Origin of the sequence: Steroidobacter sp. (assembly GCF_036406195.1) — a bacterium.
Classification (GTDB): Bacteria; Pseudomonadota; Gammaproteobacteria; order Steroidobacterales; family Steroidobacteraceae; genus Steroidobacter.
The window spans coordinates 500495-517803 of record NZ_DASWVW010000027.1 but is presented as its reverse complement, the minus strand read 5'-3'; the positions used below and the strand labels follow the sequence as shown (position 1 = coordinate 517803).

Sequence of the window (17309 nt, the reverse complement as noted above, 5' to 3'; positions counted from 1 at the left end):
TATGACGCGCTTCGAGTCTACTCACTGGGCAATGCGCTCAAGTAGTACCGGTAATGCTCAAGGACATGCAACGCGGCGTGGATGGCCTGTTTGCCGGGTCGACATCGGGATCGATCACTTGGTAGTCGTAGACTTCCAGGACGTAGGTGCCGGCATCGAGGGTCACGTTCATCGTCTCCTGCCTGACCGCAGCGCTCTGGCCGATCGGCAGCCCATCCGAGCCGAGTCCAAAGGATTGCGACACGCCGCGGCGGTAAACCACGATGTCCGGATCTTCCGCCAGATCTAACCCCACCGATGACGCAGTACCCGTAGCTTGGATGGTCACGGGACCGGAATTGTTTTTCACGAAGCGCACGAATCGGACGTTGCCGAGTTTGTTGCCGTCCACGTTGCCGCTAGCGTTCGACGTGCTGCATATATCGGTGACCGTGCCTGTTCCGATGATTTCCCGATACACCCCCATGAAGCCGGGGTCACCGCCAGGGTTGGTTTCGCCCATGCCGAATTCACCGGTGCCGTTGATGTTCTCTTTGCTGAGCAGATTGCGGATGTCGCTTGCAAAGCTGCCATTCGCTTCGATCAATGCGTCTGCAAATGTGAAGATGCTGGTGAACGCGTCGGTGTCCACCTGCGGACCCCGCATGACGTTATAGATCGGGGTAAAGCCCAATGGGACATTGTCCCCAGACTCGGACGTGGTATCGAAGATGTCCCACAGGATCTTTCCCACGGAAGCTTCCGAGAACCAACCTTGGGCCTCCCCATCCTCCCCCGTCTCCAGATTGAATCCGCCATCTCGACTGATGCCTGACGCGGAATCGCGGTAAACAGGCTCATTCAACGCCATCGCGCCGAACGCGTTACCCCAACCTTCTCCGAACGCGACGCGCATATCGAGACGCTCGCCAAAGAAATGCGAGCCTCCGATCGAATCGGAACGGCTGAAACGATCCTCGAAGTAGTGACCGAACTCGTGCGCGATCACGTGTGCGTCGAACTCGTCAGTGTCGCCGTTGCCATTGGCGTAGTCGCCGAGAATATAGATGCCTTCAGGCAGTGGGCGCCGTTGGGTGCAATTATCGTTGGCCACGCCGCTGAAGTAGAAAGACGTGCCGATATCGCCCTTATCGGGACAGAACGGATCGCTAGCGGTGCGATTGTCTTCACTCCAATACAAATCCAGCGGATCGAAGGTTGCCGTCGGCGCGGCGTCGAGAATGAGTTGTTTAGTGAGATATACGGTATCTAGAATCGCAAACGGAGCCGCGCGGCGCTTACTGGTATAGCCATTGCCGCCCCATCCCGAAGGAGCGTGCAGATCACGAGTCTGGTTCGCCGTGCCGCTGTTGAAGCTTGCGCCATCGAGCGTGTAAATCGCATCCGACTGCGTGTTGTCACGCACCGTGAAAGTCCAACTGGGCGTACCGCTCTTTTGCATCTGCGAGCGCACGCGAATGAACATGCTCCTGTTAGCGGGCACGCTCAAGGAATAATTGCCATCGGCGTCCGTGGTCGTGGTTGCCAACGTACTGTTGTTGGAAACGGCTTGAACCACCACCTCGCGCGCCGGCGAAACGACCGGGTTCGCTCCATTCAGACCACTACCCAGCGTTGCATTGAATTGCAGTCGATCGAACGTGACTCGGCCGCTCACCGTGATCTGCTCGCCACCGCCGCTGGGCGGCGGAGTGCCTGGACTCCCTGGATCGGTGCCGGTATCGATCGATCCGCCACCGCCGCCGCAGGCGGCCAGCACCGTGAAGCCGCCGAGGGTGATGATCAAGCGAGCCAGACGAGACAGTTCCTGCGCCATGTGTTCAGTACCCGAGCGCCCACGACGGGCGATGTTAGCAATGCTTCTTCCGTGTCCGTGACGGCGGTCGTCTTGTGCTCGAAAGCACACGCGCTGTCGAATCGCGCGGCACGCTATCACAGTGACAAAACTACAAAAAGTCGATGCGGTCTCATTCTCCCGATGGAACGGCGGCGCCGCCGCTCGACGCGAAGCGCCTCGTTCAGCACGCATTCAGCGTAATTCTCAGCGCAAGTCCAGCGGCCCTTCGGCGATGGCGCTGAGCTGCTCCCGCAACGACAACACCTGATTCTCCCAATAGCGCGGCTCCACGAACCACGGAAAAGCCGCGGGAAACGCAGGATCGGACCAGCGCCGTGCAAGCCACGCGGAGTAGTGAATCATGCGCAACGTGCGCAGGCTCTCCACCAGCACCAATTCGCGATAATCGAAGTCCGAGAACTGCGAATAACCCTCCAGCAATTGTGACAACTGCTCGGCCATTTCGGCCCGGTCGCCCGACAGCAGCATCCATAGATCCTGGATGGCCGGCCCCATGACGCAGTCGTCCAGATCGACGAAGTGCGGTCCTTCATCGGTCCATAGCACGTTGCCGCGGTGACAATCGCCATGCAGCCGCAGCTCTTTCACACCTTGCGCCGCTTCGAACGTTTCGCGGACCGCATCGAGCAGATCGCGCGTCAACGAGTCGTAGGCATGCTCCAGATGCTGCGGAATCCAGCCGTTCAGCAACAGAAAGTCACGTGACTGTTCGCCCATGCGCTCGATGTCGATGCGCTCGCGATGACGAAAACGCTGCCTGCGTCCCACCATGTGTATGCGCCCCAGGAACCGGCCCATCCATTCGCGCTCGGTGGCCGAGCCCAGCTCGGGCCAGCGGCCGCCGCGGCGCTCGAACAGCGCGAAGCGGAAGCCTTCGTACTCGAACAGGGTGCGGCCATCGCGCACCAGCGGCGGCACCACCGGCACTTCGGCCGCGGCCAGCTCGAGCGCAAAACCGTGCTCCTCCTGGATGGCGGCATCGGTCCAGCGGCCCGGCCGGTAGAACTTCGCGATCAGCGGCGGCCCCTGCTCCATGCCCACTTGATAGACGCGGTTTTCGTAGCTGTTGAGCGCAAGGATGCGGCGGTCGGAATCGCGGCCGAGCGACTCCACTGCGGCAATGATCACGTCGGGAGTCAATCGGTCGTATGGATGCGGATCGGGTCTGGGCATGGAACGTGAAGACTGGAACACTTGAGCTCTGGCACGAGCGCCAGCCTGCCAATGGTGACTGGCCGGCACGATCCGCGTCCATTGCAGATTGTTCCGGGTGCCGTCTCGGTCCTGCGACGCATGCCACAATAGGGCAGGCGATAGGACCGGACATCCCGCCGTGCCGTGCCCCTGGCCGCGCCGTGCCATGTATGAACTACCGGACAGCGAGCCGGCGGACTACTGCTAGAATCGGCGCACGTTTTTTCGGACAGCGATCACACACTATGACCATCCTCGTCACCGGCGGCGCCGGCTACATCGGCAGTCACGTGGTTCGGCAGCTCGGCGAGCGCCAGGAAAAGGTCGTGGTGCTGGACAATCTGTCCACCGGCTTCCGTTCGGCGGTGTTGCACGGTGAGCTGGTGGTGGGCGACACGGGCGACCGCGAGCTGGTCACTCGCGTGCTGCGCGAGCATCGCATCGAGACGGTGATGCATTTCGCCGCGAATACCGTCGTGCCGGAGTCGGTATCGAACCCGCTCAAGTTTTACGGCAACAACACCTGCTGCACACGCAACCTGCTGCAGAGCTGCCAGGACACCGGCGTAAAACATTTCGTGTTCTCCTCGACCGCCGCGGTCTACGGCATTCCCGAAGGTGGCGTCGCCGCCGAGGACAGCCCGACCGTGCCGATCAACCCCTATGGCACCTCCAAGTTGATGAGCGAGTGGATGCTGCGAGATCTCGCCGCCGCCACCGCCCTGCGCTACGTCGTGCTGCGGTACTTCAACGTCGCCGGCTGCGATCCCGGCGGGCGCATCGGTCAATCCACGCTCAAGGCGACGCTGCTCACCAAGGTGGCCGCCGAAACGGCGGTGGGCAAACGGCCGCACATTTCGATTTTCGGCACCGACTATCCGACGCCGGATGGCACCGGCGTGCGCGACTACATCCACGTCGAAGATCTGGCCAGCGCGCACCTGAAAGCTCTCGACTACCTGCGCGGCAATGGCGCATCCGTCACACTCAATTGCGGTTACGGTCACGGCTACAGCGTGCGCGAAGTGATCGCAGCCGTGAATCGCGTGAATGGCCAGCCATTGAAGACTGTCGAAGAGCCCCGCCGAGCCGGCGATCCGCCCTCGCTCGTGGCCAGGGCGCAGCGGGTCCGCGAATTGCTGGGCTGGGTTCCCCAACATGACGACCTCGACACCATCGTTCGGTCGCAGCTGGCCTGGGAACGCCGCCTGCAGCAAGAACCAGGCCTGCAGAAGAACTGAAGGCCGAAGTCACTGCAGCGGAGGTCGCCTTAAGGATGAGCACCGATCACGCCTGCGGGTCGCGGTGGACGGCTACCGAATCGAGCATCAGACCGGCTCGCAAGCAGCCCCTGAGCCGTCCCCCGCAGTTCGGGCAAGCCACGGCTGATCACTGCACAATCGCGCATTGCGGCCGCTTCGAGCGCTAGAATCCGCCCCCATGCGTCTGCCCCGCCCGAGCTCACTCAACAGCCTGATGCTGACCGGTTTCGCGCTGGTTTCCATCCCGCTGCTGCTGGGCGTGGTGATTGCCGCGACCAAGGTCCGCAATCTCTCGGAAGAAAGCGCGACCCTGGTCCGCAGCGGCGTGCAGACCACGCACTATACGCAGCAGCTGTTCCAGCAGATCGCACCGATCGAGCGCAGCGCCAAGCTGTATCAGGTGCTGAACGATCCAGGTCTGCTCGATGTATACAGCGACAGCCGCGAGCGCTTGCTGGCAACGCTGGAAAGTATCGAGACGGTGGCCGACGACCCGGACCACAGCGCCCAGTTGCGAGCGCTGCGGACCTCGTTACGGCGCGTCGATGCCGCCCTGCTCTCGCCCGTGCCGGCGTCGCCGGAAGTGGTGAAAGACGCGGTGGAGGCGATCCAGCCCATGTGGCAGGCGGCATTCGCGTTGTCCGCGGTGACCGGCCAACAGGTCGAGACCGGACTGTCACGCTTGCAGCAGTCGACCGCGGACACGCAGAAATATCTGTTCTGGCAGTCGGCGGTCCTGATCCTGCTGACGGCCATGCTGGTGGGCATGTTCACGTTCCTGCTGATGCGCCCGATCCGCCAGATCGACGCGGCGATCAGCCAGCTCGGCAAGGGCACATTCTCGCGCGCCATCGCGGTGCGCGGGCCCACCGACCTGGTCAACCTGGGACGTCAGCTGGAATGGCTGCGCGTGCGGCTGCTGGATCTGGCGCAGGAGCGCAATCGATTCCTGCGGCACATGTCGCATGAGTTGAAAACGCCGCTTGCCAGTATTCGCGAGGGCACGGAACTGCTGATGGACGGCGCGGTCGGTGAACTGGACAGCGCGCAGCGCGAAGTCACGACGATTCTTCGCGACAACGGCATCAAGCTACAGCAGCTGATCGAGAATCTGCTGGAGTTCAGCGCCTGGCAGGCGCGGCATTCGGGGCTGGAGATCAGCGAGTTCCGGCTGCGGCCGCTGGTCAAGTCGGCACTGGAGACGCACCAGCTGACATTGCTGGCGCAGCGAGTGCACCTGGACCTGAAAGTACAAGACATCGAGCTGCACGCCGATCGCGCCAAGTTGAAATTGATCCTGGATAACTTGCTGTCGAACGCGCTCAAATACAGCCCTCGGGGTGGGACCATATTCATTCATGCCAAAGCGGACAAGGAACAACTGGTGCTGGATGTGGCCGATACCGGCCCCGGCATCTCCAAGGACGAACGCGCCGCGATCTTCGACGCCTTCTATTCGGGCCGCGCACCCGTCGCCGGCCATCTCAAGGGCACCGGCATCGGCCTGTCGGTGGTCTCCGAATTCGTGCAGGCCCATGGTGGCTCCATCGAGATTCTCGATGGCATGTTCCCGGGCGCCCATTTCCGTATCCGCCTGCCGCTGGCGCCGGTGCTCGAAGGCGAGCCGGCATAACGGGTCATGATGCAACTCAATCGCACCATCGGCTCCTTGCTCGTCTGCCTCGCGGCGCTGCTGCTGCAAGGCTGCCAGGTCGTCGAGCACCTGCGCGCGGAGGCGAAAGCCAATGCCGCCGCGGCCAACGATCCGGCCAGCACCGTCCCGGCCGGCGGCAACGCGCCCGCCTATCTCGACATCATGAGGGACCTGAGCATGCCCGATCCGGCACGCCAGGCGGATTTGTTTTATGAAGTGGAGCGCGAATACACGCGCGCTCCGACCACGGCGAGCACCCTGCGATACGCGGTCGCACTGGTGACACCCGGCCATCCCGCGAGTAGTCCCTCCGAGGGCAAACGTTTGCTGGAAACACTGCTGGCCACCCCAGAGCGGCTCACTCAGGATGAGCGAACGCTTGCCGCCGTGTTGCTGCACGAAACCGATGTTAGATTGAAACTGGAGGCCGAAAATCGTCGGTTGCTTGCGACACTCGACGACCGTAGTCGTACACAGGCAAACTCGGACAAGCGCATTCAGGCGCAGATCGAAGAGAACGCACGTTTGCGCCGTGCCCTCGCCGAAGCCCAGCAGAAGCTGGACGCGATCAAAGAAATCGAGAGGTCTATCATTGAACGCAGTCCCACGCCCCCTGGCAATCGCGATGTCGCCCCCGGGTCACCAAACAGTGAAACGCAAAGCCCGTCTGCTAGTCGTTGACGACGATCCGGGGCTGCTCCGGCTGCTCACCATTCGTCTGCGCGCCGAGAACTACGAAGTCGACGCGGTCGAAAGCGCCGCCGCCGCCCTCGCCGCTTTGGCCCGCGTCCGCCCGGATCTGGTCATTACCGATCTGCGCATGGACCAGATGGACGGCATCGGCCTGCTCAAGGAGATCCAGAGCCGCGCGCCGGGTCTGAGGGTCATCATCCTCACCGCCCATGGCACCATCCCGGACGCCGTCCAGGCGACCCAGAGCGGCGCGTTCGCGTTCCTCACCAAGCCGGTCGACAAGCAAGAGCTGCTCGATCAGGTGCAGAAGGCGCTGAAGGTTTCCGGCTTCGCCGACACCACCGAAGACTGGCGCAGCGAAATCATCACGCGCAGCGCCGTGATGGAAGAGCGCCTGGCCCAGGCGCACATGGTCGCCGGCACCGATGCGCGCGTCATGATCACGGGTGAAAGCGGTACGGGCAAAGAGCTGCTGGCTCGCGCGATCCACAAAGCCAGCAACCGTCGCAATCGTCCGTTCGTCGCCATCAACTGCAGCGCCATGGCGGAGAACCTGCTGGAAAGCGAGTTGTTCGGTCACGTGAAAGGCGCCTTCACCGGCGCGATCCGCGAACACGGCGGACTGTTCCAGGCGGCCGATGGCGGCACCTTGCTGCTCGACGAAATTGGCGACATGCCGATGCGTCTACAGGTCAAGCTGCTGCGCGTGCTGCAGGAGAATCAGGTGCGCCCGGTGGGCAGCACCGAAGCCAAGACCGTCAACGTGCGCATCATCTCGGCGACCCATCGCGATCTGAAGCAGCTCATCATGGGCGGCCACTTCCGCGAGGATCTCTACTATCGCTTGAACGTCGTGCACATCGAGATGCCGTCGCTCGCCAAGCGTCGCGAAGATGTGCCCCTGCTGGTATCGCACTTCCTCGAAAAGGTCTCGCAGGAGACTGGCGAGCAGCGTCACATCTATGCACCGGAAGCGGTCGAGCTGTTGGTCAGCGCCGAATGGCCCGGCAACGTGCGGCAGTTGGAAAACGTCGTGCGTCAGAACGTGGCGCTCGCCACCAGCCCCATCATCAGCGCGGAGCTGGTGCAAGCGGCGCTGGGCGGTGGCCCCACTCGCCTGCCGTCATTCGACGAAGCGCGCGACGAGTTCACACGCAACTATCTGTCGCAGATTCTGCAGATCACCGGTGGAAACGTGAGTCAGGCGGCGCGTCTGGCGAAGCGCAATCGCACGGACTTTTACAAGCTGCTGGCTCGGCATCAGTTGACGCCGGAAGATTTCAAGCAGCGGTGAGATGAGTTTTGCGGGCCTCGGCCGAGGCCCGCAGCGGAGCTCGATCAGAGCAGCCTGCTGTTGTCGTAGTCGCGCAGCGTGATTCGCCCTGGGTTGCCAGCGACGAGGACGCGAGCCGGCAGATCGCGCGCAATGTGGCAACCGGCAGAAATGGTCACGCCATCGGCGATATTGATCGCGCCGAGAATGCGAGCATGGGCCCCGACCCAAACGCGGTCGCCGATCAGCGGTCCAGGACCATCCGGTGCCCCGATCTGACAGCGTTGTGCAATCGAGCAGCCCGATCCGATGCGGCAGTTGGCGACGCGAATCCCGCCCAAATGGCCGATGTACAAACCCGCGCCGATCTGCGCCGAGGGGCGCAAGTCGATGCCGTAGCCGAAACGCATCCACGCGGCAAGCAACACGTAGGGGACACTGCCTATGGCGACCAGCGGCCACCAAAGGACCTTGTCCTTCTTGCTGAGCAATGCCTGCCCCAGGCGATAGACGAGCACCGCTTGCAACCCGTAGTGCTCCTTCACCAGGAGCAGCGTGGCCACATCGAAGCGCACCGGTCGCTCCCTCGCGTAGCGCGCGATATCGGCTTTGATCGTCTGCACGAAGCTCATGAGGACGCGGGCTGAGTCACCAGCTCTTCTTGTACCACGGGTAACACCGAGCTGCGCAGCTGCCGATTGTCGTAGTCCAGACGCAGCACTCGTGCCGGATTGCCGGATATCACAGCGCGCGGCGGCACATTCCTGGTGACTACGGTACCAGGCAGGATGGTCGCGCCGTCGCCCACCTGGATAGCGCCATAGATCACGCAGTCCGGACCGATCCATACATCGTTGCCGATCGAAGGCCGACCCGCTTTCGTCAGGTCCATACCGATGGTCACGCAATGATGAAGCACGCTGCCGCTGCCGATACGGGTCGCACCGATGACCAGATTGCCGCGATCGGAGAGGTAGACGCCGGGCTCGATCAAAGTCGAAGCCTGTAGATCGGCTTTGGCGAGCACTACCGCCAATTCGTGGCCGATGCCCACCAGCACGCGTATCAAGATGATCTGCAGCGACCAGCGCCGGTGCTCGCGCAGCTGCATCAGATGCCGCGACAACCGATGGACGGCGAGCATCAGCAACCCACGCGAAGTGAGCAGACGCATGAATGCGAGCGGCGCAGACAGCCGCTGGCGCTGCAACTCCCAATACAACCGGATGTCAGCCCGCAGGGCGGACCACATAGGTGACTCTACGTTCCTGATTGCGATGCGAGGAATTTTACGAACTCGGCCGCGATCACAGCCTTGCCCTGCTCGTTGAGATGGCCGCCATCATAAGTATAGGACGGATTCAATGCTTCGACTTGCCGCGACTGATACTCGAAGGTCTGCGTGCCAGCGGAGGCTTCCAGCCGGGCGACATCGAACAAGCTGTCGCCGCTGAACCGAGCGCGGAGACGCTCGTTGAATTGTTGACGGCGCAGGTTGTCCTCGTAGCCGGCCGGTGCCCTGCCCAGAAGCTTCTTCACCCAGGCTTTCGGGCCCGTCTGAATGGTCGTGAGCGGCACGGTCATCGCCACGAAGCGGGTCTGGGGATACCGCGATTGCAGCTGCGCGAGCGTGTCGCCATAGCTCGCGGCTAGTTTCTCCGGATCGGTGGCGCCGCCATCGAAGTCGATATAGCACAGCTTGAGCATGGCCACGTCGGCTTGCGCGAACCCGTCGGCGTTCATGATCTGCGCGAACTGCTCGATCTTTCCCAGGGGTTTGCCATTCTCCCCCACTTTGAAATGCGCGATGCCTTGCCATTCTTCCGGGGCCTGGCGGCTTTCGACCACCGTTAACGGCTTGCCGTGCTGCCCGGTGAGGCTTTGCACCCCCTCGAGGATGTTGTTACCCACGGACTGATGGGCGAAGACGATCCGTTGGCTCGCCACTGCGGCGATCTCGGCATCGGTCAACGGAACGGACATGTCACTCTCCTGCTCGCCGCCCTGCTTGCCGCAGGAGGCGACCGTCATCAATAGAGGCAGCAAGACGACTGCTACGAACGCGCGTCGCGCGGCGAAGCATTGCTGAATGAGCCTGGACACCTGCCAGCCTCCTGTGGATCTGCTCGTGATTGAGAAACGATCTTCGGTTTGGGGGCGGACGCTCAATAGCACTTATGACCTGTCGGGTCTAGCGCGGCGTTCAAGATACCGAAGAGAGGGCGGCCGCCAGAACGGCAGCCGCCGGTGAAGTGCTTCAGATCTGGCTGGCCTTGCGCTGCCGGCGCCGGGCGCCGAAGCCGAGGCCGAGAACGCCGAGGCCGAACAGAGCCAGTGTGCCGGGCTCCGGCACCACGTTGCTGGGCGTGAAGACCGCCTTGATCAGCATGTCGTCATGGTTGTCGTCCGGGCCGGCACCGGAATCATCCCAGAACAACCAGGCGGTATCGCCGAGGATGCTCATGGCGATGGACTGGAAGGAGAGCATGCCGAGGCCGTCGTTCTGGGCATTGGTCACGCAGCCCTGCAGCACCGGACCGGAGCTGTAGGCGCAGAACTGGAAGTCGAGCAAACCGGGGCCGACCGACACCGTGCCGATCTGGATCGGGTTGCCGAAGTAGTTCTGAGCCTCCGGCGTGAAACCCGAGCTGTACGTCAGGTTGCCGGCACTGAATTCGTTGCTGTAGCCAGCTTCTTTGCCGTAGTAGTAATAGGTCACGGTTCCGGCCAGATCGACCCCGAGCGAGGTCCCCAGCTCATACGTGTCCACGCCGAGGCTGGCCAGCGTCGTACGAAAATCGTTGCTCGGCACGATGCTCGTAACCGAACCGGTGGGGTTCTGGTTATCGATGGCAATGAAGCCCGCCTGGGCGCCGCCAGCGGTTCCCAACAGGGCCGCAGCGACCATTACCTTCCGGAGCTTGCTGATGTTCATTTACATTCCGTAGTTGATGGACTGACGGTGTAGGTGAATGCACCGCCCGTGCCACCTCGATTTTTCTCATAATATTCAATCAGTTAAAAATCCCAACCCGGAGTCGGACGGGACGAGTGTCAAGCAGAGCGACAGGGGGCTGCCTTCATGAATGTTCCCGATCGTGCCTGGAGCGGCGCTCCTGTACGGCGTCGTACAGACGGAAAATGGTGGCCAGGATCGGATTGCGGAGATATTGGATCGTGATGACGTTGGCGGTACGGGTCGCGATACGTTTTTTGTAATCCGTGCTGCGGCCGGTGCCCGCCATGAAGTCGTACGTTTGCACGCCATCGCGAGCCGCTTGTTCCATGGCGTAGCCAAGATGGATCAAGCCGAGCGAAATGGAGCTGTCGAAACCGGGATCGAAGCCCATCTGGACGTTGAACTGGGCTTGACCGACCCGCAGGTCATACAGGACCGAGATCGGCTTGCCGTCGATGCGAATGATGGACATCCGCACGCTGCCGCTGTCCGCCCAACGCCGGATCAGGTCCTCATGGACACGCAGATTCACACCGGACAGGGCCGGGGCATTCCAGCGCAAGGCATGCAGCCGGTTCATTTCCTGCAACGCCGCGTCAAGCTCCGCGGGCGGCACCTCGGTGACGGTCAGCTCGCCCTTCTCCGCCAGCTTGCGCCTTTGATTGAACAGACTGCGGCGCGCATTGCCGCTCAGGGTGGCGAGATAGCGCTCGAAGCCGGTCGACAGATCGGCCTGGTAGCTGATCAGGGGATCGATCCGCCGCACGTAGCTCCATGGAGGCCGCGGCAGGTTTTCGATGGCGCTCACCCATGCCTCCCCCGCCCCGGTCCAACCGACCACGAACTCACTGCAGCGCTCGTGCTGCAGAATCGATCTGAGGCATGCCGCGCGCACCTCCGCCTCGCGTCCTGCGACCGCGACTATATCGAGATACTCGGTCAATGCGCCGCGCGCTTCCGTGAGCCGCGAACCGGCGACTTGCACTGAACGGAACCTCAAACGCCGACGGCGCACCTTGCCCGACACGACAATGAGCACACCGACCAGCTCCGAGCCGTCGTACGCCGCATGCACGTGCAGCTTCTCATGCGGCTGGCGTTGAATCAGATGTTGCCACCACAAGCTCTGCCAGTCGTAGGAGAGAAACAAAGCATTTGCATTCGAGCGCCGTAACAAGCCGTCGTACAGCTCGCGCGAAGCATTCCACTCTTGTTCGTCCCAGACCCGAACCTGCAACATCGCCTTCACCGTCTCCCCGACGCGACTATCTTATGTTTGTTCGACTGCTGAAGGCTAACCGGCCGCGTGGATCTCGCCCACTTCCTCCATGAGCACTGGGGCGCGGTGCAGATACTGCGTCGTGCGGCGCTTCGCCTCGATGTCGTTATAGATGAACTGTGCCTTGTCGGCTGCGATGCCCAGGACCTCACCGAGCTCGCTGGCCGGCACGCCGTGATTGTGAGCCCACAGCGCCAGATCCATCTCGCGATATGGCAGCGCGAAGTAGAACTCGTCCTGCCCTTGCGGCAGGCTGTAGGTGTCGGTGGTCGGCACCGCTTTGCAAATGCGCTCGGGCAGCCCGAGGTGCGCGGCGAGCGCATAGACCTGACTCTTGTACAGGTGCGCGATCGGCTTGACGTCGGCCGAGCCGTCGCCGTTCTTTACGAAAAAGCCCTGGTCGTATTCGAGCCGGTTCGGCGTACCCACCACGGCGTAGTTGAGCCGGTCGGCATGGAAGTATTCGAGCGTCTTGCGCAGGCGCTGCTTGAAATTGGTGGCGGCCACGATCTGCAGGTAGTCCTGCAGGTTGAGGCGCTCGTCGTACTGCTTGCCGTCGGGCGCGATGGCGATCAGCCGGAAGTGATTGAAGCGCCCTTCCGTGCCGCCGGAGATGACGATCTTCATGCGCCAGCCTTCGCCGTACTGCGGAATGGCGCGGCGGATGGCCTCGTCGCGCCACTTGTAGCAGCCGATGCCGGCGAGCGCCGGGGCGATGTCCTGCTTCTCGTAGGCAACGCCGAGATGATTGGCGAGCTCGATGGCGCGCGAGGCACTGTCGTCCGAGGAGTCACGCTCGGGAAGGATCAACGCGAAGACCCGCTGCGGCCCCACTGCACGCGCGGCGAGCCCGATGCATGCAGAGCTGTCGATACCGCCGGAAATTGCTACAACCAGGCCACGCTTGTGCAGTACGCGCGATGTCACGTCGCGCAACCGCTCTGCAATGCGATTGGCCTCGGCCTCCAGATCGATGTTCAAAACATCCCAGGACAGCTTCGGCGATGATCGCGTCATTGTTTGATCCTCTCTAGCAACTCGGCGCGACGTACCTTGCCGCTGGCAGTGCGCGGCAAGCTGGTCACGATCTCCACACTTTTGGGTACTTTGTAATTTGCCAGGCGCGCCCGGCAATGAGCCTGCACCTGCATGGGCGTCAATGGCTCATTGCCTGCCGGAACCACGAAGGCGCGGATCGCCTGGCCCAGCACTTCGTCGTCGACGCCGACCACAGCCGCCTCCTGCACCTGCGGCAACTCTGCGATCGCCTCTTCGATGTCCTGCGGATAGATCCGGTGTGCGCCCGACTTGATCATGTCGCTGCGGCGGCCCACCAGATAGAGAAACCCCTCATCGTCCAGGCGTCCCATGTCGCCGGTCTTGAGCCAGCCATCGCGCTTGATCTCGGCGGTGGCCGCTTCGTTGCGCCAGTACCCCAACATCACATTGGGGCCGTTGACCCAGACCTCGCCGACCGCGCCGGCTGGCAGCGCAGCACCATCTTCCGCACGAATCTCGATCCGCACACCGGGTACTGGGATTCCGACCGAGCCGAGCTTCTGTTCGAGACGCTCCGGCGGCAGGTAGGTCAGGCGCGCGGTTGCCTCCGTTTGCCCGTACATCACGAACAACGACGCCTTTGGCATCGTTTCGCGCAACTTTTGGGTCAGCGCTGGTGACATCGCGCCGCCCGCCTGAGTCAGGTAGCGAATGCCGGACAGATCGTATGTACTCAAATTCACACGCGACAACAGCAAAGCATAGGTCGACGGCACGCCGGCAAATCCGGTCGCGCGCTCTCGCGCGAGACTCTCGATAACGGCGTGGGGATAGAGAAAGTTCTTCTCGAGAATCAAACAACCGCCGACCCACAGATGGGTATGCAGTACCGAACTGCCATACGAGTAGTAGAACGGCAACACGGTAACGATGCTGTCCTCGCTCGTTAACCGCAGGTACTCGACGATGGCAGTCGTGTTCGCCGCCAGGTTGCGATGGCTGAGCACCACGCCCTTCGGTCGACCAGTGGTGCCGGAGGTGTACATGATGACGGCCGGATCGTCGGCAACAATCGCGTGCGCGTGCTGCACCCCCCCGGCTGCCAATCCTGCCATCCCGATCTGCAGAGACAGAGGTGCACGCGTCAGCGCACTCAGCGCGGTTGTCAGTTCGGCGTTGCTTGGCTCGGCCACGATGAACGCCGCATCACAGTTGCCCAGCCAGGCGGCGAAGTCACGTGCCTTGGCGGTCGCGTTCAGCCATACCGACACGCCGCCTGCCATCCATGTGCCATAACAGGCGGCAATGAAATCGGCGCCATTGGGCAGAACCAGGGCAACGCGATCGCCAGCCTGCAGCCCGCTCGCGCGCAATTGCCTGCAGAACGCCGTGGCGCGCTCCAGTAGCTGCTCGTAAGTGATGCTCTGTGCGCCGTCCTTGAGAGCGCAACGGCCCGGATACCGCTCGGCCGAGCGCACCAGGCCATCGACAAGGCTGTAGAACCCTGTCACCGCCGATCACCGCGCGGCTTGCTTGCGCTCGACAAAGCCTACGACGTTCGATACCGAGTCGAGGTTGGCCGGGACCATCTCGTCGTCGGCGACCTTGATGTTGAAGGTCTCTTCCAGAAACATGATGAGCTCCAGGATGCCCGTGGAATCCATGGTGCCGTTCTGCATCAGCGACTCGGCATCGGCCAGCCGCTGCTCGTCGTCGGTGAACAAATAGTTGGTCAGGATGAAGTGCCTGACCTGCTGTCGTATCGACATGAATCAACCCGCTTGTTTTGGAAGGCCGCGCGCCGCAACTCGTCAAGGCCGGGGAAGTCGCTCGGCGCACTTTCCCAACCGCATTTCTAACATTCTAAGCCGAGGCCAGCACCGCCCGCCTGACGAATACGTCATGAACCAGCATGCTGGACAATATTCCCACGAAGGCCATGTTGTCCGCGAACCCGATCGCCCGGCCCGCGCGACACTTGTCGACCAGCCTTCCGACCATCGCGCTGTCAAAATAGCCGGCATCCCGCAGGCGCTCGGCACTCAGCAGGTCCTCGACCAGCGCCTCGCCTTCACCTCCGGCGAAGAACGAGCGGCTGTCGGGCGCCCGATAGGGCTGCTTGACGCGATTCACAATGGTCGGAGGCAGCAGGTCCCGCACGGCTTTGCGCAGCACCGCCTTCTCCGTCAAGCCGCGCAGCTTGTAACTCGGCGGCAACTTGTTCGCGAACTCGATCAGCCGATGATCCAGAAACGGAACACGCCCTTCCACGGAGTTGGCCATTGCCACGCGGTCGCCCTGGGAAGACAACAGGTAGCCGAACAGCAGAGTCTGCGCCTCGACGTACTGATCCCGACTGAGTCCGCTCCAGGAGCCGATGTCCGCCGGCAGCATCGCGGCCAGTTCCTCCTCGGGCTTCACACCGGCGAGCTGTGCTTTGGCTTCGCCGGACAGAAACGCTTGCAGTCGGCTGGTCGTGAGCCAGCGCTGAACATGCGCATAGAAGGGAGAGCCGACGTCCGCGAGCCCCTGGCCGAAGAACGATTGCGCATAGACGCCGGTGCCCACCGGAGAATGCCGCAGATACGGGTACAGCCTGTCGAGCAGCCGCGAGCGCCACTGCGAACCCGGCTGGCGCGCCCAGAACCGGCGGATCTGGGCTTCCTTGAAGAGATCGTAGCCGGCGAACACTTCATCGGCGCCCTCCCCGGTCAACACCACCTTGAAACCGGAGTTGCGCACATGCCCGGACAACAGCATCAGCGGCACCGGCCCGGTGCGCACGATGGGGGTCTCGGTGTGCTCGATCAGGCGTGCGAAGGCCGCGCCGATGTCCCGATGCGAGCACCGGACGGCCGTATGATCCGTGCCGAGATGCCGGACCATGGTCTGCTGATACTCGCTTTCGTCGAACTCGCCATCATCGAAGCAGACCGAGAACGTCCGCAACGACACATTGGAAAGCTGGCGGATCAGGCTGACGATGATCGAAGAGTCGAGTCCGCCGCTCAGGTACGCCCCCACCGGCACATCGGCCCGCAACTGCAGACGCACAGCATCCGCGAGCAAAGCCCGCAGCTCTTCGGCCGCCTCTGCGAACGACGCGCGCGAATATTCGCCCGCCGGCGGATAACTCCAGCTCCAATAGCGGGACAGGGTTTCCCGGCCATTCTCCACGCTCAGCATGCAGCCGGGCGGCACACTGCGAACCCCTTCGAACGCCGTACGCTCGCCGACCGTCGCCCAGAACGTGAACACTTGCGCCAGCCCGTGCAGATCCAGGCGACGCGCGCGCGGACTCAGCTCGAGAATCGCCTTGATCTCCGAACCGAACAACAGCCGCTGGCCGTCATGATGCACGAACAATGGGCGGATGCCGGCGCGGTCGCGCACCAGCAGAAGGCGACGCCGATTGCGATCCCACAGCGCGATCGCGAACTGTCCGTTGAGGTGTCGGACGAAGTCGTCGCCATACTCCTCGTAGGCGTGGACGATGGTTTCGGTATCGGAGCTGGTGCGAAACACATGGCCGGCCTTCTCCAGCGTGGCGCGCAGTTCCACGTAGTTGAAGATCTCGCCGTTGAACACGGTCCAGATCGAGCCGTCTTCGTTGGCGATCGGCTGGTCGCCCGTGGCCAGGTCGATGATGCTCAGGCGCGCATGCGCCAGGCCCACGGAGCCGTCCTGGTAGTAGCCGAAGCCGTCCGGTCCCCGGTGCCTGAGCGTTCCGATCATGCGCTCCAGCTCCGAGCGCGTTACCTCATGAGCGGCGGGGGCGAGAATTCCGGCGATTCCGCACAAGAGGTGTAACCTGGGTTGGCCTGAAAAACGGTGTTTGCAGCGATTCAACGGGACCGACGCTGGGGCCGGCGGGTGAGCGGCGCGATTTTACTCCGTACCGGCCTGTTTTCTCGTGAATACGTTCACACCGTAGCAGGCCAATGCGAAGCCGGTCGCACCCTAACGCAGGCCGTGGATGAGAACATAGTGCCCTGAAGTCGCAGGCGAACGTACCGTCGCATCGGATTGACACGTGCCGGCTGCGAACAATGAAATAGCCTCGTCCGCCCGCGGACCGCCGGAACTCTCCATCGTGCCCATCCGACTGCCGCCAGTCAGACAACCCGCCCCCCTCTCC

Annotated in this window: 15 protein-coding genes; 4 read left to right on the top strand and 11 right to left on the bottom strand. The window is 62.6% G+C overall.

Features of this window, described 5'->3' with window-relative positions; translation table 11 throughout:
- Positions 1-37 precede the first annotated feature (37 nt).
- The gene (locus VGE08_RS13830; RefSeq protein ID WP_331068481.1) at positions 38-1816 is read right to left on the bottom strand and encodes a hypothetical protein; all 1779 of its coding nucleotides are present in this window, start codon (positions 1814-1816) and stop codon (positions 38-40) included.
- Between the two features lie 225 nt (positions 1817-2041).
- Complete coding sequence (locus tag VGE08_RS13825) at positions 2042-3031, bottom strand: serine/threonine protein kinase (RefSeq protein ID WP_331068480.1); 990 nt, start codon at positions 3029-3031, stop codon at positions 2042-2044.
- A 266-nt stretch (positions 3032-3297) separates the two neighbouring features.
- Here VGE08_RS13825 and galE point away from each other — a divergent pair, with 266 nt between their 5' ends.
- The 4 genes from galE (at position 3298) to VGE08_RS13805 (ending at position 7955) form a co-directional block, all read left to right on the top strand.
- Entirely contained in the window at positions 3298-4293 is a 996-nt protein-coding gene (gene galE, locus VGE08_RS13820) for a UDP-glucose 4-epimerase GalE (RefSeq protein WP_331068479.1), read from the top strand.
- Positions 4294-4492: 199 nt separating this feature from the next.
- Positions 4493-5947: a HAMP domain-containing sensor histidine kinase gene (locus VGE08_RS13815; RefSeq protein WP_331068478.1), complete on the top strand. Its 1455-nt coding sequence runs from the start codon at positions 4493-4495 to the stop codon at positions 5945-5947.
- Between the two features lie 6 nt (positions 5948-5953).
- The gene (locus VGE08_RS13810) at positions 5954-6649 is read left to right on the top strand and encodes a hypothetical protein (RefSeq protein ID WP_331068477.1); all 696 of its coding nucleotides are present in this window, start codon (positions 5954-5956) and stop codon (positions 6647-6649) included.
- Positions 6618-7955: a sigma 54-interacting transcriptional regulator gene (locus tag VGE08_RS13805; RefSeq protein ID WP_331068476.1), complete on the top strand. Its 1338-nt coding sequence runs from the start codon at positions 6618-6620 to the stop codon at positions 7953-7955. The genes VGE08_RS13810 and VGE08_RS13805 overlap by 32 nt, the downstream gene beginning before the upstream one ends.
- 44 nt (positions 7956-7999) lie before the next feature.
- Here VGE08_RS13805 and VGE08_RS13800 read toward each other — a convergent pair whose 3' ends face one another.
- The 9 genes from VGE08_RS13800 to asnB all read right to left on the bottom strand — a co-directional run bounded on the left by VGE08_RS13800 (position 8000) and on the right by asnB (position 16972).
- On the bottom strand, positions 8000-8566 hold the full coding sequence (locus tag VGE08_RS13800; RefSeq protein ID WP_331068475.1) for a hypothetical protein: 567 nt from the start codon (positions 8564-8566) through the stop codon (positions 8000-8002).
- A complete protein-coding gene (locus VGE08_RS13795) occupies positions 8563-9186 on the bottom strand; it encodes a hypothetical protein (protein WP_331068474.1) in 624 nt (207 codons plus the stop codon). The genes VGE08_RS13800 and VGE08_RS13795 overlap by 4 nt, the downstream gene beginning before the upstream one ends.
- A gap of 8 nt (positions 9187-9194) precedes the next feature.
- The gene (locus VGE08_RS13790; RefSeq protein ID WP_331068473.1) at positions 9195-10037 is read right to left on the bottom strand and encodes an SGNH/GDSL hydrolase family protein; all 843 of its coding nucleotides are present in this window, start codon (positions 10035-10037) and stop codon (positions 9195-9197) included.
- A gap of 154 nt (positions 10038-10191) precedes the next feature.
- On the bottom strand, positions 10192-10869 hold the full coding sequence (locus VGE08_RS13785; RefSeq protein ID WP_331068472.1) for a PEP-CTERM sorting domain-containing protein: 678 nt from the start codon (positions 10867-10869) through the stop codon (positions 10192-10194).
- Positions 10870-11014: 145 nt separating this feature from the next.
- Positions 11015-12133 (bottom strand): GNAT family N-acetyltransferase, encoded by a 1119-nt coding sequence (locus VGE08_RS13780; RefSeq protein ID WP_331068563.1) that lies wholly within the window; start codon positions 12131-12133, stop codon positions 11015-11017.
- Between the two features lie 54 nt (positions 12134-12187).
- On the bottom strand, positions 12188-13189 hold the full coding sequence (nadE, locus tag VGE08_RS13775; protein ID WP_331068471.1) for an NAD(+) synthase: 1002 nt from the start codon (positions 13187-13189) through the stop codon (positions 12188-12190).
- Positions 13186-14682 (bottom strand): class I adenylate-forming enzyme family protein, encoded by a 1497-nt coding sequence (locus VGE08_RS13770; RefSeq protein ID WP_331068470.1) that lies wholly within the window; start codon positions 14680-14682, stop codon positions 13186-13188. The genes nadE and VGE08_RS13770 overlap by 4 nt, the downstream gene beginning before the upstream one ends.
- Positions 14683-14688: 6 nt before the next feature.
- Positions 14689-14940 carry an acyl carrier protein gene (locus VGE08_RS13765; protein ID WP_331068469.1) on the bottom strand — a complete coding sequence of 84 codons (252 nt, stop codon included), beginning with the start codon at positions 14938-14940 and terminating at the stop codon, positions 14689-14691.
- A gap of 94 nt (positions 14941-15034) precedes the next feature.
- On the bottom strand, positions 15035-16972 hold the full coding sequence (gene asnB / locus VGE08_RS13760; RefSeq protein WP_331068468.1) for an asparagine synthase (glutamine-hydrolyzing): 1938 nt from the start codon (positions 16970-16972) through the stop codon (positions 15035-15037).
- Positions 16973-17309 lie beyond the last annotated feature (337 nt).

Excerpts from the sequence above, each read along its gene's own strand:
- VGE08_RS13830 (WP_331068481.1), bottom strand. The coding sequence starts at position 1,816 with ATGGCGCAGGAACTGTCTCGTCTGGCTCGCTTGATCATCACCCTCGGC.
- VGE08_RS13825 (WP_331068480.1), bottom strand. The coding sequence starts at position 3,031 with ATGCCCAGACCCGATCCGCATCCATACGACCGATTGACTCCCGACGTG.
- galE (WP_331068479.1), top strand. The coding sequence starts at position 3,298 with ATGACCATCCTCGTCACCGGCGGCGCCGGCTACATCGGCAGTCACGTG.
- VGE08_RS13815 (WP_331068478.1), top strand. The coding sequence starts at position 4,493 with ATGCGTCTGCCCCGCCCGAGCTCACTCAACAGCCTGATGCTGACCGGT.
- VGE08_RS13810 (WP_331068477.1), top strand. The coding sequence starts at position 5,954 with ATGATGCAACTCAATCGCACCATCGGCTCCTTGCTCGTCTGCCTCGCG.
- VGE08_RS13800 (WP_331068475.1), bottom strand. The coding sequence starts at position 8,566 with ATGAGCTTCGTGCAGACGATCAAAGCCGATATCGCGCGCTACGCGAGG.
- VGE08_RS13795 (WP_331068474.1), bottom strand. The coding sequence starts at position 9,186 with ATGTGGTCCGCCCTGCGGGCTGACATCCGGTTGTATTGGGAGTTGCAG.
- VGE08_RS13785 (WP_331068472.1), bottom strand. The coding sequence starts at position 10,869 with ATGAACATCAGCAAGCTCCGGAAGGTAATGGTCGCTGCGGCCCTGTTG.
- VGE08_RS13780 (WP_331068563.1), bottom strand. The coding sequence starts at position 12,133 with ATGTTGCAGGTTCGGGTCTGGGACGAACAAGAGTGGAATGCTTCGCGC.
- nadE (WP_331068471.1), bottom strand. The coding sequence starts at position 13,189 with ATGACGCGATCATCGCCGAAGCTGTCCTGGGATGTTTTGAACATCGAT.
- VGE08_RS13765 (WP_331068469.1), bottom strand. The coding sequence starts at position 14,940 with ATGTCGATACGACAGCAGGTCAGGCACTTCATCCTGACCAACTATTTG.